This window comes from Parabacteroides sp. AF18-52, assembly GCF_003479145.1.
In the GTDB taxonomy this organism is placed as follows: Bacteria; Bacteroidota; Bacteroidia; order Bacteroidales; family Tannerellaceae; genus Parabacteroides; species Parabacteroides faecis.
The window spans coordinates 332,292-354,698 of sequence record NZ_QUGR01000003.1 but is presented as its reverse complement, the minus strand read 5'-3'; the positions used below and the strand labels follow the sequence as shown (position 1 = coordinate 354,698).

Sequence of the window (22,407 nt, the reverse complement as noted above, 5' to 3'; positions counted from 1 at the left end):
TTTTTCACCACCGGATAAATACCTCACGCCCCATCAGGCGGAACATCTCATCCGCATCCTTTCCTCTTTCCGGAAGTATATCCACCACTTGCAAACCGGCTTTATACAGTTTTGGAATAACCTCTGCCACCGTCTTCCGTCCTGCTTCGTCGGCATCCAGAAACAGACAAACCGTAGAAGCCACCTTCCGAAGCATGGCAATATGATGTTCCGACAAATTCGTGCCACATATAGCAACCGTATTAGTAAAACCAGCCGCATGCATCGCTAACGTATCCTTATATCCTTCAGTCAGGAAAACCACTCCTGTTTCACGCACAGTCTCTACCGCCCGGTGCCAACCATAAAGTAATTCATCTTTTTTATAAATAGTACAGGTCTCACTATTCAGATACTTTGCGATCTTTTTGGAAGGCAATTCCCCCTTGTAACGGGCTGCAAAAGCGACCAATTCCCCTCCGGCATTATGAATCGGGAAGACAATCCGCCCGCGTGTAAATTTCCAGGCATCCGGCACGACAGCCGGTGCAATACCCACTCCAAAAGCAACATACGTCTTCACCAGCTCTTCCATCCCCGGATCATACGGCAGTAACGTCTGCCCATACTGTCGATTCTCTTCAACCGTAGGAGCAACAGTCTGCCTCTTCGCCTGATGTGAAACCGCACGGGAACTATCCTTTCCGGCCAGTTGCTTTACCAGCTTCCGTACTCCCGCATCAGGTACGGGAACGGACAAACGACAGATATCCGCACAGATACGGACCGCCTCACTAAAACCGCATCCTTCCTTTTCCTGTACAAAACGAAAAACATCCCCTCCTGCCCCGCAACTAAAACAGTGGTATACCCCTTTTACCGGATCTACCCGCAACGAGGGATGATGATCGTCATGGAAAGGACACAATCCCAGATAAGCCGCCCCTTTCTTTTCGAGTGTCAGGAAATGGCCGACCACCTTTACCAGATCGACCCGTTCCTTGAATGATGAAATTTCCAGTCTGTTCATCAATCTTCAAAATGTAAGTTACCACCCGGATTCACAAAAGACGTATAGGTATCATTCCTGTATAGCTCGGCAATACCTGTCGATCCGTTACGATTCTTCAGGACATACAACTTGACCAGGTGTGAGGCATTCTCTCCGTATTTGTCCGGATTCTTCTCGAAACGTTCCGGACGATTGATGATCACCACACAATCCGCCACAAACTCAATGGCTCCCGAATCACGTAAATCGCTCATCATCGGAACAAAACCATTCTCGGCACGTTTCAACACCTCTCGGTTCAACTGCGAAACGACCAACATGGCACAATTAGCCTCCACTGCAATACGTTTCAATGCCGTTATGGTATTACGGATCACAGACTCCTGCGTCTCCCCCTTTTTCGTCGGTGGAGCAAGTGTATGCAGGTAATCGATCACGACAGCATCGCATTCGCCCTTCCGGCTCCGGAGCATCACCTCCGCCCGCAATGCCTCGAGGCTCATAGAAGAAACATTCGCAAAATAATAAGGCATTCTTTCCATACCGGAGGCATACCGTTTCATCCGATCGATATCCTCCTCCCGAAGTCCCCCGATACGCAGTCGGGCTGCCTCCACACCGGCATAACCGGCAAAAAAACGAGCGGCAGTCTGATCCCCGGTCATTTCAAAACTAAAATGAAGCACATGCTTCCCCTTGCAAGCCAAATTCATCGCCATAAACATCGCCAACGCCGTCTTTCCGTCACTCGGAAGACCGCCCAACACCAGCACTTCTTTCCGGTAAAGTCCTCCCGTCAGTCCGTCCAGCCCGCTGATACCGGTCAGCATGCGCACCGGATCGTCCTTATGGCTCATCCGGTCGAGATGAATGTCTATAGATTGTTTCATCACTTCACTAAGCGGCTGAAGCGAGTCTGACTCCGAATTATCCATTCGCAAACGCAGTAAATCGCGCTCGCAGTCTTCTATCACTTTCTGGTAGTCCGTACCGTATTGCAGGCATTCCGATGCTTTTTGTACAAACAGCTTGTGCATACAAGCCAACAGATAATGACGAAGGATTTCGCGCGCATACTCAACGGCATTATATTCCAGGCGAACCGTCTCCATTCCATCCGACAAGTACGCTATGCCTCCCATCTTCAGGTAACGCTCCGGGTCTTTCTTTTTCATTTCCTCTTCCACCAGGATCAGGTCAGGACGTTTATTCCGGTTAAACAAATCGGTAAAAGCCTCGTAAATAAACCCATGATCCGGATCGGAAAACATCTCCGGACGCAACAACCCGACCACTTCCAGAATCGCCACCTGGTCCAGAAACAAAGAACAGAGCAAAGCTCTTTCAATTACATTCTTTTCCATATTCACAGCAGGTTTTTAGAAGGTCAGTACGAGGCACATTCCCGTGACTAATCTTCAGTTCGGCCTCCGCTCTTCGCACAGCTATCGCGTCCGGCTCAACCGTTTTCTTTGTCACTCTGGTTCTCTTACTCTCTTGCGGTATTTCCACAGGGACATCCGAAGCCGTAAAACAGTTATAACCACAAACACGGAAGCAGCTACAGTTTGCTACCCGTTTCACTTCTATCAAAGATTCCTTTTCCAGCGAGTGGACATACCTTCTGACCGAACGGCTATCCACCATCATTAACCGGGCTAACTTTTCGTAAGTGATGATGCATTCTCCTCTATGGCAAACTTCTTGTTTTCCTTTGATCGACACATAGCCATCGGCATAATTGCAAAAACAAAACAGCAACCAATGTACTATTCCGATCATACGTTCACTATTATTGGATGAGGACATCCGTTCTATGATTACACGAGGTATTTTTAAATAAGATTTTCCAAAATAGATCAAGGCCTTAACATCCGTATAAACATTCTCATTTTCAGCTATTTCCATAATGCCGTTTGTTTGTCACACATAAAATACAGTAAATCAACCCTATACACCACCTCCTGCCTGAAGGTTGTCAAATCCCTACATTATATATAAGAATAAAAGAAAAGGGATTCATTCTTTTTATGCGTTTTGATTATTAAAATTTATCGATTAAATAAAATACAATTGTATTCAGTCACAAAAACAATTGTATTTGTAAGCAAAAACAGTTGTATTCGAAATCAAAAACAATTGTTTTTTTGCATACACAAGGTATTATGGTTCGCCTAAAAAATCCACAATAATTGCGACTTGCAAAGGAGAAAGAATACGGACTCCTTTAATCCACCCGGAACGTATCAGACGTTCGTACAGTTCTTTATTTATTATCACCCAATGTGTAAGTCTTCTCGATGCAGAATGAGGAGTTAATCCCGGAGCATAAAGGACAGCCAATTCTTGCCATCCGTATGCTTTTTGTTGAAATAGTTCTTTCATAATAATATGATTTTAAATTATTTTATCACTCCCTAAATGTACAAAACAATCCTGACATACCAACTATATTATGAAATAAAATCAACAAAAAGTTCCCCTAAATACCCATTGAGTTCCATTCGGTTCATTCACCTTATATCTGCATCGTATATTTGTAATGAATTCAAGAGAAAACACCGGTTAATTCCTTCCGAATCCATCACTAATTTTCAATCTTCAATTATCAATTTTCAATTACAAAGTTATGCCATTAAAGTATCGAATCGTCCTCAAAAAGGACATGAGCAAAGGAGCAGCCCAAGGCGCTCAGTTGTATTACGGTCAGATCCGTTCGATGGAGAAGACTACTTTCAAAAAACTGTGTAAACTGGTATCCGGTTATTGCACCGCCAAACCCGGTGAAGTAGAACTGGTTATCGATGGTCTGATTTATGTTCTCTGTATGCTGCTCGAAAGCGGCAATGTGATTCAAATGGGAGAATTCGGTAACTTCCGCATGGTAGCCGGAAGTAAGGGTTCCAATACCCTGAAAGATTTCGACCCTATGATGTTCAAGAAACCTCGTATCGTCTTTACCCCCGGCGCCATGTTACGCCAGCTGATCTCCGGTACAAGTTACGACCGCCTCGATGCCTTCTCCGATCCGGAAGAAAAGAAAGAAGAAGGTGGCAGCGACAGACCGGAAATCGAATAATTCCCTATAGGCTATGACTAAAAAGGATTTTATCACCAAGTATCTTCCCCTGGCTCAAAAGGCGGGGGAAGCTTTCCGGATCAATCCGGTTGTTATCCTGGCACAAGCGGCCATCGAAACAGGTTGGGGACAAAGTGACCTTTGCCTGCGGTATCATAACTTTTTCGGTATCACCGCTTACGGGAAAAAGAACGTCTGGTGGACAGGAACCTCCGCACAGCTAAGTGCCGACTCCCTCTCCTTCCGTACGTATCCCGCCCCGTTACACTCCTTCATGGACTATGGCCGCCTGATCCGCCATGCCTACGCCGATGCCGCCGACGTCAGCTACAAACCTGCAGCCTTTGCCCTCAAAATCGGTTACAGCAAATACATCAGCGAAGTAAACGGTGATAACCGGGAAGCCTACCGCCGGATGCTGGTCTCGATTTCTCAATCGATTACCAAGCTAACCGACTCATCTCTTTAATTTTCAATATTCAATTTATAATTTTCAATTAACATGAAGTACCTTGAAACGATCCTCGCCTTCCTCACCCAGCTTGCCCGGATCATCTTTCCCCGCAAGCGAAAACCGGCAGCCGGTGACTGCCCCTGTCCTGATCCTATGCCTGCTCCTCCTGAGCCTTCTCTCCCTTCTGATGCGGGAAACGGAAGTGACCCTGACTTGCATCGGGGCGATACTATCGCTCTCGTCCAGGGAGACTGGGGAGACAAACACCATGTCGAACCTATAGAGATTGCCGGTTTATGCCTGATGGCTTTCGGAATGATCGGGAGTCTTTATAAATTGTTGATCGGATGAGCAAAAAAGTCTGTTATTTTCACAAAAGGGTGGAAATAGCAGACTTTCTGTTTATACAATACTATAGATAGCTTATTTTACCAAACTCTTTATCTCATTCACCACCCTGCAAATATCATCATCCGTCAGTGTCGGACCGGAAGGTAGACAAAGTCCTTTATCAAACAATCTCTCCGATGCCCCGTCACCATAAAAAGGTGATTGCTTAAATACCGGTTGCAGATGCATCGGTTTCCATAAAGGACGTGTTTCTATATTTTCTTCTGCTAGATGTAACCGGACATCTTCACGGCTAAAGCCTGCCTTTTCCGGATCAACCAGAATACAGGTCAGCCAGAAGTTCGAATCGAAATCCTCCGATGGATTTTGCTGAACCGTAACTCCCGAAACATCTTTCAATAAATCCGTATACAACTGATGTATTGCCCTACGCCGTGCTATATGTTCATCCAGTACAAACATCTGTCCTCTACCGATCCCGGCACAAATATTACTCATACGATAGTTATATCCGATACATTCATGCTGGTAATGTGGAGCATTCTCCCTAGCCTGGGTGGCATAAAACATCGTCCGTTTGGCTTGTTCTTCCGTTGAACAAACTAAAGCGCCACCGCCGGAAGTCGTAATCATTTTATTCCCATTGAACGATAATGCAGCAAATTCTCCGAAAGTACCACATTTCCGTCCTTTATATTCTGAACCCAAAGCTTCAGCGGCATCTTCCAAAACGGGTATTCCGTAATGAGAAGCAATAGCCATAATTTCATCCATTTTTGCAGGCATGCCGTATAGATGGACCGGAACAATGGCTTTCGGTAATTTTCCGGTTTTACGCAGACGGTCCTTGATCGCTTCCTCCAGGAATAAGGGACTCATATTCCAGGTATCCTGCTCACTATCTACATAGACCGGAGTCGCTGACTGATACGCTATCGGATTAGCAGAAGCAGCAAAAGTAAAGGACTGGCAGACGACTTCGTCGCCTGCTTGCACTCCTAGTTCGATAAGGCCTAGGTGAAGGGCGGCTGTACCGGAAGATAATGCGACAATATAGCGATCTTTTTTTATATATTGGGCTAGCTCTTTTTCAAAAGCATTTACATTTGGTCCCAAAGGAACCACCCAATTGGTATCAAATGCTTCTTTAATAAAATCTTGCTCATGACCGGACATATGGGCAAGAGAAAGATAAATTGTTTTATCCATAAATATATATGATATTAATACTCTATTTATAACAACCCTATTTTATAAGGTATTCCGATTGAGTATGAAAAAATTTCTCCACACGCTTACCACTTAATAATGGTGTTATTCTTATATTTCTAGTCTTTGTGCAATTCTTATTCAACAAAATTTTTATTCTTAAAACTCGACCAACCTTTATATTTCTCTGGCAAATATTGTAGTTTGCTATAGATGTTATAATTAAGAAACTCGCCCTTATCCAAATTATCTATTGCCATCATATTCTCTATAGAAAGTTCAAAATCAAATATTGATATATTCTCTTTCAAATGTCCTTTATTCCAAGTCTTTGGAATAATACTTACTCCCTGTTGATACAACCAACGCCAAACAATCTGCGCTGGACTTTTGTCCATTTTCTCTGCGATATCAATAATTATCTCGTTTTCTACGATCTCTTTGCGCACATCATTAGAGTGATAGTGGCTTAGAGTTGACATTGCTTCAGGAACAACACCTTTATCTTGACAATATTTTATTAAATCCTTTTGGGTATTCAGAGGTGAAATCTCAAACTGGTTAACCATAGGTACAACATCCGAGACCTCTTTTAAAGACTCAATATGCGGAGGAAGAAACGATGATACTCCGATAGCGCGAATGCGCCCTTGATGATACATATTGGTCAATACTTCATACATTTCAAGGTACCATGGACAAACAGCGTGAACTAAGAAAAGATCGATGTAATCCAACCCCAAATTCTTAAACGAAGCTTCTATTGCTTGCTTAACTGTTCTGTAACGAATATTTGCAGTACGATGAATCCAATCTGAATATCCATGCCAACCAAACAAAAACATACCACTTGAATTAACTTTTGTCGTTATAAAGATATCCTCGCGCTTCAATCCATTGTCTTTGAAGAAAGTCTTGGTAATTACTTTCTCGTTTTTATATCGCCAAGCCGTGTCAAATTTTCTGTATCCCAACTCATAAGCTTCCATCAATGTAACCGGAAGGATTTTATTGTCAATCAGATAAGTACCCAAACCAACTTTTGGCATTTCAACACCATTATGCAACTTAAATTTTTCCATATGGTAATAAATTATATTGTTCAACTTTTTATTAACTCAATAAATCTTTTCTTATAGGCTCTTTGTCCTGAGACTTGCTGACAAAGAAATTGTCCCCAATTACCTTCCATAAGTACCCAGCCTTTGGGGGTGAGAGCAAAGTCCCAACCAACATATTTATGATCAGGTAAAGCCTCATGGCAAGCTTTTGCAAGTTTCACAAGTTCTTTCCACTGAGGAATATGAAACCCCTTAAATAGAACAAGAGAATCAGGATGAAGCTTATAACGTTTGCCTGTCTCGGTACAGCCATCGCTAATAATCTCACCAGTATTCTCGTCAACCTTTACAAATATACCACCTGATCCGGCATTATCTACAACCGCCCCTTTTCGACCGGTACGCATAAATGTACCTTCAATCACAATCCCGAATTTAGTCCTAAAAGTCGGTACTCTTACAGAATTTACAGATGAAGGATTGAACTCAGCCATCTCTGGAGATTGAATTATCAACTCTTCAATAATCCATTTTGTGCCTTTAGCAATCAACTGCTCAAATAATTTCTCGGCACTAATTTCTGTTGTATTAAAAATATTTGTGTTCTGACCAAAAGATCCTCCGTTCGGTTTGGCAATGAAACGATGATACTTCTCTGTAAACTCAATAAAAGATCTCCTGTTATTTTCATCTATTACCACACAAGCCTCCCTTTTAAAATAAGGCTTCATACGATCGTAAAAAAGGAACTTATCACTCACCTCGCGCTGTTTCTCAATCTTAGCATATTTGCAACAATAAATGTCTTTTACAATATCGGTCAACATTTCGTTGCGCTCTTCTTCGCTTTTGTGTTCAAATTCCAACAAAAAATATTCATATGGCTTTGCAAGATACTTTACAAAACAACGAAAAATATCTTTTTTCAAAAAATCTATGTACTCAGTATCCCTTTGCTTCTCCTCTGGAACAAAAGTTTCAATCAATCGATTTACGGTAAATTTTATATCACCTTTTAAAATTAAAAGGTGATATGTTTTGTGCAAAACCACTTGCCAAAAGATAGGAAATTGATATACAATTTCTTTTAGACTATTCTTCATCTTAATATACCCCCTTAAGATAATTCAAAATGTATTCCTTATCAAAATCATGCAAGTTACGTCCTATACTTCTTACATCCTTTTTTGTAATTTTGTCATACCTGTTTATAATCTCTGTTACTATTGTACAATCTATATTAAGCATCTTGGCCAATGCTTCAAAAGGAACAAGACCAGTTGGAATATCTTCAGTCATATATCTTTCCTGTGGCACTGAATTTTTCTGGTATGTTGGTGTTCTTCCAATAGTCTGGCTCAATGTTTCATTTTCATCACGAATCACTCCATAAGTAATGTCAAGCCAATGAGATGCAGAGAGAACACTGTTATTGAGATACTGCATAAATTGTTTGCGAATGCTACGAAGCACTTCTATCTCACCTTCGTGTTCATCTTCTAAAGCTCTTAAACCATTAATCAACTTTCTCCAAACATCTTCACGAGGTCTCTGCTTCAAACCAAACACTTCAATTCCCAAAGTCGCTGCTATTTGAAGTCTCACTTGATCTATCTGTTCCAGTACCTCTCCCACTTCGGGACGAACAGCAATACCATCCATATAGAATGAAAATATTTCGCCTGTTTGTTTCCTTCTCTCTATCTCGTCAATATTTAGTAAATAAGTTGCACAATGAAACACTGCTCCAATGTTGTTTAGAGAGGTGAGAGCCGGAACTTTCGTCAAAGCTGCTTGCGGGAACAATACTTTGATTATTTTACGCTGCTCATTTGTAAAATCGCCTTCCAACGAAGCAACCCAAGTACGCTTACGTCTCTTAATAAGAGAGGTATCCAATCTCGGTGCTTTACAAGAATAAGGACATGTAGAGAAACATACAATGGGGTAACGTTCACCCAATATCTTCCACAAATAAGGAGTAGCAATTGTACGAGAAGGTGAAAGTACAATAGGAATACGACGTTTCCACACTCCAGCCTGGCACATCTGCTCTATTGCACCTTCTTGATAGATGGAAGGCAAAGCAATAATGATGATATCTGATAATTCTACAAGTAGCTTCAAGTCAGAAGTGACCTTGCTGTTAGGAGTAAGAGTTACAAACTTTGTATTCTCATTATTTTTGTTGACAGGTCTTTCCAGATACAGACCATTCGCTGTATGAATATAGTCTATGACAGCTTGTCCATGTTCTGTTGCTCTTGTATAACCTATTACATCATAACCTTTGGCTAGATAGTCTGCTAAAAAAGCCTTTCCACTCTGAGAACTAAAACCATAAATACCTATTGTCATAGTAGTTTAGTATTAAATAATCGCTGACGTTCTGAAATGACAGTCGGCTTATCATAATTATTTACCAAATTTATCATTCCATATTTCATAGGACGAGTTACGAAATCTCCTTTGTATTTCGGATTTATAATACCAGGAGCACAAATTATATGATTCTCTATCGCTGTTGAAAGTACATCAGCATCTGCCACATATGGTAGAAGCGAAGATGTAGGTCCCGGCTGATAACGAGGATTAATTCTTGCTATCTGATCAAGCAGATACTCAGTTTCTTTAATGAGATAGTCACGACGCTCATTAATAAGCGGATTTTCCAGTTCTTTCTTGATGTCAAGTTCGTGCTGACGGAATACTTTGATGGCACGACGGATGAGTCTTGAACTGTCTATGATATCAGCAGGACGAGCAGCATAATTGGCTTCACAATAACTTACGATGTGAATTATATGCGGGTCAAGACACATTTGAAGAAGAGTTGAACGCCCCAATTGCCATTTAGCTTTCTTCATGTCTGGACTGAGTGATTCAATGCCAGTTCGACACTCACGATAGATTTTTTGACCAGAAATTGAAAACAGCTTGCCAAAGTACATTCCTGCTTGCATCTTTGCCAAGTCCGCATAGTCGCCTGTTTCTTTTGGTTTATTCATCTGCATTTGGAACACCTTGTCTTTCACACCACAAACAGTCATCACTGCTGAAATCAAAGCATAACTAGTTGTAATGATTGTGTCATGTGCCCAGCGAGAACTCCACTGGTTCGGGTCGTTCATTTCCACCGGTATTCCATACTTTGCCAATTCTTTAACTGCCTGAAAATGTTCAAAAATTGATTCCCGAACAGTCATCGGCCCACGCCCATCCATCTCGTTAAACCAAAAGAGAGGAACGGCTTGATGAGCACCTTGCAATGCTCCAGTTTCAAGACAAGTATGAATAAAGTTTACCAAATCTGTCACATGACAATAAGGTTTGAGTGACGGAAAGTTTCCTCGTCGAGTAGCCAAGAACAAATCATGAAGATCTTGCGGTGTCTTATAAGGAACACCACCGTCATTCTTTTTCCCATCAAACATCTCAGGATGTCCAAAGTAACGCTGTGACAGATCAGAAGAACCCAACGACACTTCATCAATGACACGAGCATCAGCTATTTCCTTTATGCCCTCTATTGTTGGTATAATCGTCTTGTCCGGAATTCCAAAATGAGTACGAAGTACAGGAATTGGAGATTCTTGTATTCTCAAGGTATAATCAACCAAAGCTTTATCAGACGGGATACGTAAAGGAGGTTCATTTTTATAGTTGTCATTACAAACTATTTCATCTGCCAATTCATCCAATAATTCAATTCCTTTCGGTACAATTTCTTCCTTTAACATATCCAAAACCTTTTCTCGATCTCTAATATCAAAAAAGGCTATAGTCTCTTTTGCTCTATCCAATGCATCAGAATACTGTTCACACAACTCCACTTTCAAAGGGAAATGAGCAATCTTATTTTTCAGCATTTCAATAGTTTTAGGCAATCCTGAAAAACAAATTTTCACATCATCCGTATCTCTAATCACGCCTTCAAAGTACATATAGTTTATGGCTTTTTCCAATTCTATACAACCTATTTCTGGAGTTAGCCGATAACTCATTCCAATATATCTGGGATGATATTCTTTTATTGCCTTACACAAATCCTTCAAATCAATCGATGGCTGCAATAAGACACACTCTATACCTGCTAATTTTGCAATTTTAGCAGCTTGATGCATACCTTCAGTATGAGGGTCATTTGCCAATGTGGAAGCTATAAATAAATTGTTGCACATAATTATCAATATAAATCGTGTCTCATTATATCATTACCATCTTTATCCAATACTTTCAAAACCAAATTAGCATAAGCAATCTTCCTTTTCACTTCCTCAACACTATTGCCAATAATCATAAAACCAGCCACTCTATCACTACTTATTTCCGCCTTTTCAATAAAGGTTTCCGGCTTTTTATATGTGTAATAATATTTTATAATACCTTCCTTTACAAGCCTATCAAAGCCATATAAGGAAACAAATGTTCCACGATTACAATATACAAAACACATACTCGCATTTTTTACTAAAGGAAGAGGTTCAACATGGGGTTTATTCCCCATAACCATATCCACATAAACATTCATAATGTTAACCCCCGTAAATGTTTCAATTGAACGAAACTTGGATCCACCTCCCATTCTTGCACTAAACTCTATAACTTTAATTCCATCGTTAGTTTGAATAGCCTGAATCAACAAAGGGGTATCATGCAATTTGAAGACATCTGCAATCTTCTGAGCGATAGCAATAATCTCTTCGGTATTACAATCAAACTCTGGTGGATAACAACTTTGTACTATTGTAAATGATTTTTTATTTTGCTTTATCTTATTGAGAGAAATAGTAGAAAGTACTTTTGCCGTATTCCCTTCTACATATACATCAACAGACACTTCTCCTCCTTCATTAAACTCTTCAACAATCACGTCTCCAGAAAGTGAAAACCTAAATGCTTCTTTTAAATATATCTCAAATTCTTCTTTATTTTCTACCTTTTTAACCCCTTTCGATCCATTACTATCTACAGGTTTCACTACCAATGGAAAAGTCAAATTTTCAATATCCGAGTATTTCCAATCCTTATTTATTGAAACAAACTTTGAAGTAGGTATACCATTATCTACCATCATCCGTTTCATATAAAGTTTATTTGTTAAATTTCGAACACTTTCCTCCGTTAAATAGCAAGGTAACCCCATTTGAGCAGAAACATACGCCATTGTAGATAAAGGTTGATCACCACAGGCAGTAAGAATATAGTCTATTCTTTCTTCTTTTGCTGCTTTGAGAACAGCTTCTCTATCCATTGTGCTAATTTGCAAAAATTTATCAGCAAACGGTATTGCTTTTACATCAGAAGACATATCGACCAAAATAATATATACATCATTATCGAAATATCTTCTCAATTCATTTATTAAAGCTATCTGGTCATTGCCTCCAGCCAAAACCATGATTTTTTTCATTATATCAAGTTTCTAATTTGTTCCATCAAAACCTCCTGTAGAAATCACAACATTTTTTCGTTGTAAAACATTCTTTATTGTCAACAAAATAATTTTGACATCCAACAAAAATGAGCAATGATCCACATACCACACATCCAACTCAAATTTTCGTGTCCAACTAATAGCATTGCGTCCATTTACTTGTGCCCAACCTGTAATTCCCGGACGCACATCATGCCGACGTGCTTGCTCTGAATTATACAATTCCAAATAACGTGGAAGCAATGGTCTTGGACCGATTAAAGACATATCTCCTTTTAAAACATTAAATAGTTGTGGTAGTTCGTCAATTGAGGTAGAACGAATAAAACGACCAATAGATGTAACCCGTTGTTCATTAGGCAATAAATTGCCCTCAATATCTCGCTCATCAGTCATAGTTTTAAATTTTATAACTTTAAATATCTTGCCATCTTTTCCCGGACGCTCTTGATAGAAAAATATACCTGCATCTTTGTCTGAGAAATACAAACACATAATCACAACTAATAATATTGGAAAAAGTATAGCCAAGATTAATAGAGATAAAATAAAATCAATTATCAATTTCCAAAAACATTTATACATAAAAAATAATTTTCACGCTCAAATTCAACCATATACTATCAATGAAATGTTTCATCAGTTGTACTTTTAGAATTAAAAAATTTTAAATAAGACTCTTCCAAATCCAATCTCCAAATATCATTGAGCCAAGTATCTACTGTATAAAGACCTTTTATCGAATCTGGTACATCTTCAAAAGGGGAAGTCATAAAATTTTCTGGAATATCAATATCGTCTGAGACTACACATATATTAGTTTTTCTATAAAAATTGTAATCACATACACAATTTGAATTCGTCACTAATTTTGTTCGTGTTGCTAGAGCTTCAAATGGACGTCTATTCAAACTTGTTGTTTGTAATTTATGTTGTACATCAAAAAAGCATTTAGATTGGGCAATATAATGTGACTGATCTTCAATAGATAATGGTGTAAAATGGAATTCTTTTTTATTACATAACAAAGGAATGTTTCCCTTTATTTTTGCTTGTATTAAAGATGGATATGATGGAATATAATAATAAAAAAAATAATTCATTCCTTTATTCTGAAGATATCTTTCCATCTTTTTCATCCAGTAATACCGATCACTAGATATAGTCCCAACAATGAATAAGTCATACTTAGTCGGTTCTATCTTTGAAAGAGAAAGATGCTCTGGTAAAAAAAATGAAGGACGAAAAACCATTTTATATTTTTTTGCATCTCCTATATCAAAAGATATAGTTCTATCAAAACATTTAACAATCCAAGAAAGATCATTAGTAGCAAAGACATCCCAAGTATATAAAATTAATTTAGCCATAGGGTAGGCATCTCGCAACATATCAACAGCTACAGGACTAAATCCTTCACCTCGTATAACAAAAATAAAATCAAAATACTTCCGTTCTAATTGAATCACATATTTTATATAGGAACAGAAATAAGAAGGTAATCTTCTTTTCACAAGACGTAATACTATTTTGTCTACAGTTTTAGTACTTGGTCGTTCCGGATAAACAGAAACATTACATCCTTTACTTACAAGACAATTATATATAGCTTTTCCATATAAAGAGTTAACTCCTCCAGGTATGAATAGCAAAATATTTGAATTATAATACTCTTCCATTATTTATAAATACTACTGATAATAATATGTAGGATAATAATCACTATGTTCATCAATCCAATCATTCATCTCTACAATCATATCTTTATAAGAAGGAACTTGAAAAGAAAAATCATTACGGGTATTAATTAAAGTTTTATCTAAGTTAAAATCATTATTCTTCAAGATTTCTATAGGGTACTTTTTGCAATAACGATTAAAAAGATTTAATAAATCATACTTAGAGATAGTTTCATTATTCACTAAATTATATATTCCTGTTAAGTTTTCATCAATAGCTTTTTCAATAGCTTTCGCTAATGTAAGAGTAGTTACCCCTGTCCAAATAGCACCAGTGAAACCATAAATAGACGATGTTTGCTTCATAAACCAATTAAAGAGTCCAATACCATTACACTTCATATCAGGACCAATTATTGAATTTCTAAAGGTCAAATCTTTATTATTATTAATTTCACCTAAAGCTTTGGAACGATCATACATTGTTTTTCCATCTGGAAAACTTTTTTCTGTATAAGGACCTGTATTTCCAGCAAATACACAATCTGTACTCATATGAATGAGTTTTGTTGACTTATCTTTTAACCAACTTTCAAGGATATGAGGCAAATAACTATTTAAAAAAATTGCTTTATCAGGATTATCTTCTGCAGTTTGATTAAGTAGACCTATACAATTAATTACCACGTCATATTTTCCCTCAATAAGAATATTTTGCAACTTATCAAGTTCAAAAGCATCTCCTACTATACATTCACAAAAAGAAATTTTCCTTGTAGCAAAGGCTACCGTATCATATCCCCTCTCCTTAAAGTAGAGTGTGATTAAATGACCGGCCATACCGGTAGCTCCCAAAATTAAGACTCTCATAGACTTAACCCTAATTTTTCTCTTACATAATCAACCTTTAACAATAATGCTTTCATTTCCTCTATATCTAAACGCCTTGTATTGTGAGAATGATAATCATCAGTAGGGGTAATCTTTTCGTTCCCTGACTCTAATCGATCATAGTTCAAATCTCTTGCATCACACGGAACTCTAAAATATTTCCCCATATCTTCTGCCCGAACGATTTCCTCACGAGTAACTAACGTTTCATATATTTTTTCACCATGTCTTGTTCCTATAATCCGAATCTCAGAATCCGAATGAAATAACTCTTTTAGTGCTGATGCTAAAATTACCAATGTGGCCGCAGGCGCTTTTTGGACGAATAGATCTCCATTACTCCCATGTTCAAAAGCATAAATAACCAAATCCACCGCATCGTCTAATGTCATCATAAATCGAGTCATATTAGGATCTGTAATAGTAAGAGGTAAATGCCGTTCGATTTGTTCTATCCAAAGTGGAATAACCGAACCACGACTCGCCATTACATTCCCATATCGGGTACAACAAATTGTTGTTTCCGCATTGGCTCCTAATGAACGTCCTCTCGCTATTGCGACTTTCTCCATCATTGCTTTACTGACTCCCATCGCATTTATAGGATAGGCAGCTTTATCTGTAGATAACACTACTACATTTTTTACTCTATGCAGTATTGCAGACTCTATTACATTATTAGTCCCCATCACATTCGTCATTACGGCCTGCATAGGAAAAAATTCACAAGAAGGGACCTGCTTTAATGCTGCTGCAGAAAACACATAATCTACACCAACCATAGCATTATCCACAGAAGAACGATCCCTGACATTTCCTATATAAAACTTCACTTTTGGATTTTGAAGCAAATGCCGCATATCATCTTGTTTTTTTTCATCTCGACTAAAAACACGTATTTCCTTAATATCCGAATCTAGAAAACGTTTTAAAACCATATTACCAAAAGAACCTGTGCCTCCAGTAATTAAAAGGACTTTATCTTTAAATATAGACATATCTTATATAATAAATTTAAATTACCGATGAATATAATATCTTAATAATCGACACATCACTAATAATAATAATAGTACTCTATTATAAATTTTCCGCATTATTGGTAATCCTTTTCCAGATAAAGTACAAGATGTATTATTATCATGCCGTCTATAATATAAACAAGTGATTGGTACAAATTTTACTACTCCAACTATATCTGCTAATGAAGCAATCCATCCTTCATGATAAACTGGAAGAATAGATGGTATAGGTAACACTATATCTAACAAATTTCTTCTAAAACAAATATTTGCCCCTACATAGGTATTTTTATACCAATTTTTCCAAAAACCTGATCCCGGATTTCCTATCTCAAACAAAGATGGATATATAATATTTAAATCTTTATCTGTAACAGAACAGTCAGTAACAATTAAATCAGCATCATCTAAATAGCTAATACAAATATTTTTTTTATTTGAAAACCAAACATCATCTTGATCACATAAAAATATATAATCACCAGAAGCATGCTTTAAAGCATTTCCAAAATTATTAACAACACCTCTTTTCCTTTGATTCATAAAAATTTTGATACGAGAATCATTAAAAGAACGTATTATTGTTAATGTGTTATCTGTCGAATAATCATCAGAAACTATGATCTCATCATTTATATCTATTTGACAAAGAATAGAATTTAACAACTCTTGTATATATTTTTCACCATTATATGTAGCTAAACAAATACTGCATTTCATAATAAATAAATGTATTAACTTTTTATCATAAACGAATTATAGCATAAAAACATAAATCCAAGAGCAAAAACATACCATCCAGTTGAACAAAAAAGGAATGGATTTGTAGAAGCAATAACCATATATAAAAAATAAGCTAATCCAAAATCTTTTACATCTTTTGAATCACTTATGAAAAATAGAGTTGAAGGTAAAAAAACCACAATATTAAATAGTCCCCCCAAAAAGAAACCGAAAAATCTCAACGAATCAAAAAAACTTAATTCACTATGCGTTATCATTATTTTTCTTGAAACATCATAAAAGACACTCCCTACTCCCTCTCCCATGAAAGAAGAGAAGCTTTCAAATAAGTTATCAACATAGCTATCAAATAAAGAATATTTAACCAAACTACCACTATCTCTTTCTAAAAGAAGTAGAACAACAAGAGATACAAATAACAAAAGAACAATTATGAATAAAAATATCTTTAATTTAAAATTCATTTTTCGTACAAAAATGAATGAATATAATAATATCAACAAACAAGAAAGCATTGGAACTCTAGATCCACTAATCAAAAGTGAAAAAAATATCAAAACAAACGACACAAAATCAACAAAAGAAAATATTCTTCGACCTTTATAAACTAAAGCGAATAAAACAAACGGAGCACTTCTGTAAAAAAAGGAAAGAAATTCAAATCCATAATATGATCTTTTTGAAATCAATATAGTTGGATTACGTTGAAATTCCATCATATAATCATATATCATAACAAAATTTTCTGTTGAAGAAACACAATAAATAAAGACACAAATAATAATAATAGACAAGAATAAACCTATTTTATAATTCATTTCTAATAATTTATCCCGATCAATAGATGTAATTGCATATATAATAAAAGAAAATAAAGTTAATTTTAAAATAGATATTTGGAATGATTCATCATAATAAGTATTATTCAAAAAAGCACATAGAATCGAATAAAAGAACAACACTATATTGAATAAAATAAATACTAATGAAATTTTATCAAAAACAAAATTACGTTTTACAAATGTCAATAGTAATACAAACACAAAAAGCAAATTTTTTAATCCAAATAAATCATTCGTTGGGTCCAGCATTATTATAAAAATATAGCTCGACAAAACAAAATAAAAAATATGGTCCAATAATTTATTCATAAATAATCTAACAATATATATAATATTCTTATTTCATGATGATATAAGAAAAGATATATTATTTCTCAATCTATTCATTAAATACATAAAATAACCATAAGGATCAGATGAGCCGATAAACAAAATTGGTTTATAAGTAATTCTTAAATTATGATGAAAACAATACACATTCAATAATCTTTCTCCCATAAAGCCTAAAACACGAGCTTGATAAGGATAAAATGATATACTAATCCTTCTTTCTACCTCAAATAACAAATTAAACAACCATGTACAATAATCATCAAAAATACTAAATGGAAAAATAAACATATTATAAAATGAAGCACTGTTTCTTTTATTCATAACTTGATCAAAAGAAGATAAATATTCTGGTGATTTTTCTTTCAAAACATCTCGTAATATTGAAAAATCTTCTGAAATATGATTTGAACAATAATTTCTTTTTAAACTCAACGAGAGAGTTTTTTTTATAGGTAGTATTACATCTGATTTCTTCAATAATTTTATTAATTCATTTTTTTCTAATAAAAAATCAGATATAAAAGATATGTCATTTACATAAAATACTTCACGTGGATAACAAATATGTCCTTTTAACATAAAGTACCTCCTATAATGAACTAGCCCCACATAATCCACATCTCTCAAGTTTTTCCAAGCCCAATAAATTGCTGTCAATTCACAATAATTCTTATTCTTTACACTTATATTATCACCTGTATCATCACCTTGAATACCTAAATCTAAATCACTGATTGCTTTTCCACATTGGATTGGTAGATATATGTCATCATTTAACCATTCACCAGCTTTATGACAACATACTAATATCTTAACTTTATTTTTTTCACCCTCACTCATCATTCACTCTATTTCTTTATACAATATATTCTCTATTATCTGATTCATATCGTAATATTTATATTCTGCCAGTCTCCCACCAAAAACGATATTCACCTCCCGTTCAGACAACTTCTTGTATTTTTGATATAAAAGATTATTTTTTTCATCATTTACAGGATAATACGGTTCCGCCCCATGTTTCCAGTCGAAAGAATACTCTTTTGATATAACAGTTCTTTTTTGGGTACCGAATTCAAAATGCTTGTGTTCAATAATTCTAGTATAAGGAATTTCAGCCTCAGTATAATTAATGACAGCATTCCCCTGGTAATTGGGGATATCCAGCAACTCCTCTTCAAATCTCAGACTTCTGTACTCTAGTTTTCCGAAACAATAATCAAAATACTCGTCAATTGGTCCTGTATAAATAATTTTGTTTGCACAATCAGAAAATTCATTTCTATCCTTATTGTAATCTACATTGCATTTTATTTCTACTCCAGCGAGCAATTTCCAGATGAAATTGGTATATCCTCCTACAGGGATTCCCTGGTATTTGTCGTTGAAATAATTATTATCGAACGTAAACCGGACAGGGATTCGTTTTATGATGAATGCCGGAACTTCTGTTGCTTTTCTGCCCCATTGCTTTTCGGTATATCCTTTAATCAAGATTTCGTAGATATCTTTTCCTACTAAAGAAATTGCCTGTTCTTCCAGATTTTTCGGATTTGTGATATCAGCCTCTTTAATTTGTTCTTCAATTTTTAGCTGAGCCTCTTCCGGTGTCCTGACCCCCCATAGAGAATAAAATGTATTCATATTGAAAGGTAAATTATATAACTTCCCTTTGTAGTTGGCGATAGGAGAGTTTGTATAACGGTTAAACTCAACAATCGAATTTACAAACTCCCATACAGCCTTATCAGAGGTATGGAAAATATGTGCCCCATATTTATGGACATTAATTCCTTCTATCTCTTCCGTATATAGATTCCCTCCAATATGAGAACGTTTGTCTATCACTAAAACTTTTTTTCCTGCTTGTCTGGCTTTATAAGCAAACATCGAACCATATAAACCTGCACCAACAATCAAATAATCATATGTAACCATTATCTATACAATGAACGATTAGACATAAAACCCATTAGTATCAATAAATCTCTCACTAAAAATCTTATCCTTAATTTAAATTTAACATGTTTTATTTTGGAATTATGCCAGGGACTCAAATACAAGTACTTCAAATATAAATCTCTTTTAGGATGCTTACATTCTTTATACCAAGGTTTTATTATCCCTGTATAATGAAGTATAACAGGATTCTCAGCTGCCTTGAACATTTCTTGCCAATATTTTTTGGCAAGAAACGGATCTTGCCAATAAAACCCCTCTTGTACATTATATCGAAGAGGCATATTCATTTTTTCATTTCTCAAAACATAATTTAATGCATCTTGATCCCAATATATCAACTTATCTGGATTTTTATCTATATAATCAAGTATTCGGATAGACAAATTATTCGCTCTCCAGTAATCTAAATTCATTAATAGAACACCCGAGTTAAAATAACCTAAGTGCATCTCATAATCTAAACGATTAAAGACTCTAATATCTTGACTAAACATATCGGGTACTACTCCTACTGCTTTATTCTTTATATCCGTATTCCAAAAATCATCTAAATCAGATAATACTACTATATCACAATCTAAATACAACACTTTATCCACTGAATCCGGAATAATCAGAGGTATTAATATCCTAAAATAAGCAGCAATACTAACATGGTCATCTTTTCTTATCGGACAGTTCTCTAATTTTTGATGATCAACTTTATAGTAGGTTATCAACTGACTATATTTCTTGGCAATTCTTGTCAATAATTTTTCATTGGACATCTTAATAGTATCTATAAGAATATGGAAATGTATATTTTCATTACCTTTATTCTCACAAATAGAAGTCATCAATACTCCACAATGGGAAGTAAAATTATCATCTATACAAAAAACGATATTTATCATGCTCTTTTTATTATTTGTCTTATTATATCAATCTCTTTTAGTCTAAAAATCAAACAAAATCCTAAATAAGAAATACTCCCAACAACAAAACCAGCTATTAATTGTAAAAATGGATTTGATAATAAATAATTACAAAAAAATATACAGACTCCCATTAATAAAGAACAAAATAAAACAGGTAACAACAACCTTATCTCTTTACTAAAATCAAATACATATATTTTTTTTATAAAAAAATATATGATTATCATATCAGATAAACTATATAATAGCAACCCCCAGCAAATCACATCTATTCCCCCAATAATAGAAATAAATAATATCAAAAATGCTATAATCTTTTTAATCATCTCAGCTCTTAAAGAAAGATCACTTCGACCTTTAACATTTAACAATTGCCAGTTAAATACCATAATTGGGTACCACATATAAGCAATACACAAAATCGACAATAAATGAGCAGAAGGTATCCATTTATCTGTAAGCAAGACTTTTATTAAAGGCTCAGACAAAATCGCTAAACCAATCATTAGAGGAAATACACAAAAAACTGTAATCCGGAGATATTTAAGGAAAATATCAACCAGTTTTTCCTCACTATCTTGTTGTTCACATAATACGGGATACATTGCCCGATTAACTACTTCTGTAAAATTCATTGAAGGAAATACAGCTAAAGTTTGTGCACGAGAAAAATAACCAACCTGCATAGAATTAAAGAATCGCCCAATTACTAATGTATACAAATTCATATATATTGTATGTAGTAAACCACCCAATAATAATTTAGAACCAAAAGAAAATAATTCATTAAACGACTGTAAAGAGAATACTCTCTTAGGAATCCAACTACCCGATACCCATAGTAAAATCACATAAAAAAAAGAAGTACACAAAGTTTGAACAACCAATGCCCAGACACCATACCCCAACCATGCCAGCCAAATACCTATTAAACCACTGATTATAACAGAAAACAATGATACTTTAGCCAATCCTCTAAAATCTAACGAAATTATTAGTCGTGTCCTTTGTATTAACACTAATGAGTTCAATATAATATTTATCCCACTCCATCTACAAATATCTTTTAATAAAGGTTCATTATAAAAATGAGAAATGTAAGGCGCACTCATATACAATATTCCATAAACAAATACAGCCACTAAAATATTAAAATAAAAAATCGTAGAGAAATCCGCTTCTGTTCGATCTTTTTTTTGAATCAATGCATTTGAAAAACCACTATCTACAAATGTCTGAGCAACTGCCATAAATATACCTAACATTGCTATTAAGCCAAAATCTGAAGGAGAAACCAATCGGGCTATCACCAAACTTAACACAAATTGTATCCCTTGAACAGAAAATCGTTCTATTGCACTCCACACCACACCTTTAACGGCTTGATGCTTAAAAACCTCACTCATATAATACCCTAGTATTATAAATATTTTTT

General features: G+C 35.8%; 23 protein-coding genes. 3 read left to right on the top strand and 20 right to left on the bottom strand.

Features of this window, described 5'->3' with window-relative positions; translation table 11 throughout:
- Nucleotides 1–4: 4 nt before the first annotated feature.
- The 4 genes from DWX23_RS08230 to DWX23_RS08215 all read right to left on the bottom strand — a co-directional run bounded on the left by DWX23_RS08230 (nucleotide 5) and on the right by DWX23_RS08215 (nucleotide 3,376).
- Entirely contained in the window at nucleotides 5–1,009 is a 1,005-nt protein-coding gene (locus DWX23_RS08230; RefSeq protein ID WP_233587541.1) for a CHC2 zinc finger domain-containing protein, read from the bottom strand.
- Nucleotides 1,009–2,355, bottom strand: a complete 1,347-nt coding sequence (locus tag DWX23_RS08225) for a DnaB-like helicase C-terminal domain-containing protein (RefSeq protein WP_122374124.1) — start codon at nucleotides 2,353–2,355, stop codon at nucleotides 1,009–1,011. The genes DWX23_RS08230 and DWX23_RS08225 overlap by 1 nt, the downstream gene beginning before the upstream one ends.
- The gene (locus DWX23_RS25120) at nucleotides 2,336–2,899 is read right to left on the bottom strand and encodes a hypothetical protein (protein WP_233587539.1); all 564 of its coding nucleotides are present in this window, start codon (nucleotides 2,897–2,899) and stop codon (nucleotides 2,336–2,338) included. The genes DWX23_RS08225 and DWX23_RS25120 overlap by 20 nt, the downstream gene beginning before the upstream one ends.
- A gap of 255 nt (nucleotides 2,900–3,154) precedes the next feature.
- Complete coding sequence (locus DWX23_RS08215; RefSeq protein WP_122353032.1) at nucleotides 3,155–3,376, bottom strand: DUF4248 domain-containing protein; 222 nt, start codon at nucleotides 3,374–3,376, stop codon at nucleotides 3,155–3,157.
- 244 nt (nucleotides 3,377–3,620) lie between these two features.
- Between DWX23_RS08215 and DWX23_RS08210 the strand changes: the two genes are divergently transcribed.
- The 3 genes from DWX23_RS08210 to DWX23_RS08200 are packed head-to-tail and all read left to right on the top strand — an operon-like array spanning nucleotide 3,621 to nucleotide 4,875.
- Nucleotides 3,621–4,070 (top strand): HU family DNA-binding protein, encoded by a 450-nt coding sequence (locus tag DWX23_RS08210; RefSeq protein WP_122353031.1) that lies wholly within the window; start codon nucleotides 3,621–3,623, stop codon nucleotides 4,068–4,070.
- A gap of 13 nt (nucleotides 4,071–4,083) precedes the next feature.
- A complete protein-coding gene (locus DWX23_RS08205) occupies nucleotides 4,084–4,539 on the top strand; it encodes a glucosaminidase domain-containing protein (protein WP_122374123.1) in 456 nt (151 codons plus the stop codon).
- Nucleotides 4,540–4,572: 33 nt separating this feature from the next.
- Nucleotides 4,573–4,875, top strand: a complete 303-nt coding sequence (locus tag DWX23_RS08200; RefSeq protein WP_122374122.1) for a hypothetical protein — start codon at nucleotides 4,573–4,575, stop codon at nucleotides 4,873–4,875.
- Nucleotides 4,876–4,947: 72 nt separating this feature from the next.
- Here DWX23_RS08200 and DWX23_RS08195 read toward each other — a convergent pair whose 3' ends face one another.
- The 16 genes from DWX23_RS08195 to DWX23_RS08120 form a co-directional block, all read right to left on the bottom strand.
- Nucleotides 4,948–6,084 carry a DegT/DnrJ/EryC1/StrS aminotransferase family protein gene (locus DWX23_RS08195; RefSeq protein WP_122374121.1) on the bottom strand — a complete coding sequence of 379 codons (1,137 nt, stop codon included), beginning with the start codon at nucleotides 6,082–6,084 and terminating at the stop codon, nucleotides 4,948–4,950.
- Between the two features lie 137 nt (nucleotides 6,085–6,221).
- The gene (locus DWX23_RS08190; RefSeq protein ID WP_122374120.1) at nucleotides 6,222–7,166 is read right to left on the bottom strand and encodes an aldo/keto reductase; all 945 of its coding nucleotides are present in this window, start codon (nucleotides 7,164–7,166) and stop codon (nucleotides 6,222–6,224) included.
- Between the two features lie 20 nt (nucleotides 7,167–7,186).
- Nucleotides 7,187–8,248, bottom strand: coding sequence for a sugar-transfer associated ATP-grasp domain-containing protein (locus DWX23_RS08185; RefSeq protein WP_122374119.1), 1,062 nt, complete (start codon nucleotides 8,246–8,248; stop codon nucleotides 7,187–7,189).
- A 1-nt stretch (nucleotide 8,249) separates the two neighbouring features.
- Nucleotides 8,250–9,503 (bottom strand): NAD/NADP-dependent octopine/nopaline dehydrogenase family protein, encoded by a 1,254-nt coding sequence (locus tag DWX23_RS08180; RefSeq protein WP_122374118.1) that lies wholly within the window; start codon nucleotides 9,501–9,503, stop codon nucleotides 8,250–8,252.
- On the bottom strand, nucleotides 9,500–11,326 hold the full coding sequence (locus DWX23_RS08175; RefSeq protein ID WP_147382526.1) for a cobalamin B12-binding domain-containing protein: 1,827 nt from the start codon (nucleotides 11,324–11,326) through the stop codon (nucleotides 9,500–9,502). The genes DWX23_RS08180 and DWX23_RS08175 overlap by 4 nt, the downstream gene beginning before the upstream one ends.
- Nucleotides 11,327–11,331: 5 nt before the next feature.
- The gene (locus DWX23_RS08170; RefSeq protein ID WP_122374116.1) at nucleotides 11,332–12,558 is read right to left on the bottom strand and encodes an acetyl-CoA carboxylase biotin carboxylase subunit family protein; all 1,227 of its coding nucleotides are present in this window, start codon (nucleotides 12,556–12,558) and stop codon (nucleotides 11,332–11,334) included.
- Nucleotides 12,559–12,570: 12 nt separating this feature from the next.
- Nucleotides 12,571–13,167: a sugar transferase gene (locus DWX23_RS08165; protein WP_122374115.1), complete on the bottom strand. Its 597-nt coding sequence runs from the start codon at nucleotides 13,165–13,167 to the stop codon at nucleotides 12,571–12,573.
- A gap of 38 nt (nucleotides 13,168–13,205) precedes the next feature.
- Nucleotides 13,206–14,261 carry a hypothetical protein gene (locus DWX23_RS08160; protein WP_122374114.1) on the bottom strand — a complete coding sequence of 352 codons (1,056 nt, stop codon included), beginning with the start codon at nucleotides 14,259–14,261 and terminating at the stop codon, nucleotides 13,206–13,208.
- A gap of 12 nt (nucleotides 14,262–14,273) precedes the next feature.
- Nucleotides 14,274–15,131 carry an SDR family oxidoreductase gene (locus tag DWX23_RS08155; protein WP_122374113.1) on the bottom strand — a complete coding sequence of 286 codons (858 nt, stop codon included), beginning with the start codon at nucleotides 15,129–15,131 and terminating at the stop codon, nucleotides 14,274–14,276.
- On the bottom strand, nucleotides 15,128–16,150 hold the full coding sequence (locus DWX23_RS08150; RefSeq protein ID WP_122374112.1) for a polysaccharide biosynthesis protein: 1,023 nt from the start codon (nucleotides 16,148–16,150) through the stop codon (nucleotides 15,128–15,130). The genes DWX23_RS08155 and DWX23_RS08150 overlap by 4 nt, the downstream gene beginning before the upstream one ends.
- Before the next feature lie 21 nt (nucleotides 16,151–16,171).
- Nucleotides 16,172–16,894: a glycosyltransferase gene (locus DWX23_RS08145; RefSeq protein WP_122374111.1), complete on the bottom strand. Its 723-nt coding sequence runs from the start codon at nucleotides 16,892–16,894 to the stop codon at nucleotides 16,172–16,174.
- 14 nt (nucleotides 16,895–16,908) lie between these two features.
- Nucleotides 16,909–18,069 (bottom strand): hypothetical protein, encoded by a 1,161-nt coding sequence (locus DWX23_RS08140; protein ID WP_122374110.1) that lies wholly within the window; start codon nucleotides 18,067–18,069, stop codon nucleotides 16,909–16,911.
- Nucleotides 18,070–18,102: 33 nt separating this feature from the next.
- A complete protein-coding gene (locus DWX23_RS08135; protein WP_158607061.1) occupies nucleotides 18,103–18,933 on the bottom strand; it encodes a DUF4422 domain-containing protein in 831 nt (276 codons plus the stop codon).
- A 3-nt stretch (nucleotides 18,934–18,936) separates the two neighbouring features.
- A complete protein-coding gene (glf, locus tag DWX23_RS08130; protein ID WP_122374108.1) occupies nucleotides 18,937–20,031 on the bottom strand; it encodes a UDP-galactopyranose mutase in 1,095 nt (364 codons plus the stop codon).
- Nucleotides 20,031–20,948 carry a glycosyltransferase family 8 protein gene (locus tag DWX23_RS08125; protein WP_122374107.1) on the bottom strand — a complete coding sequence of 306 codons (918 nt, stop codon included), beginning with the start codon at nucleotides 20,946–20,948 and terminating at the stop codon, nucleotides 20,031–20,033. The genes glf and DWX23_RS08125 overlap by 1 nt, the downstream gene beginning before the upstream one ends.
- A complete protein-coding gene (locus DWX23_RS08120) occupies nucleotides 20,945–22,378 on the bottom strand; it encodes a lipopolysaccharide biosynthesis protein (protein ID WP_122374106.1) in 1,434 nt (477 codons plus the stop codon). Before DWX23_RS08120 ends, DWX23_RS08125 begins: the two co-directional genes overlap by 4 nt.
- Nucleotides 22,379–22,407: the final 29 nt, after the last annotated feature.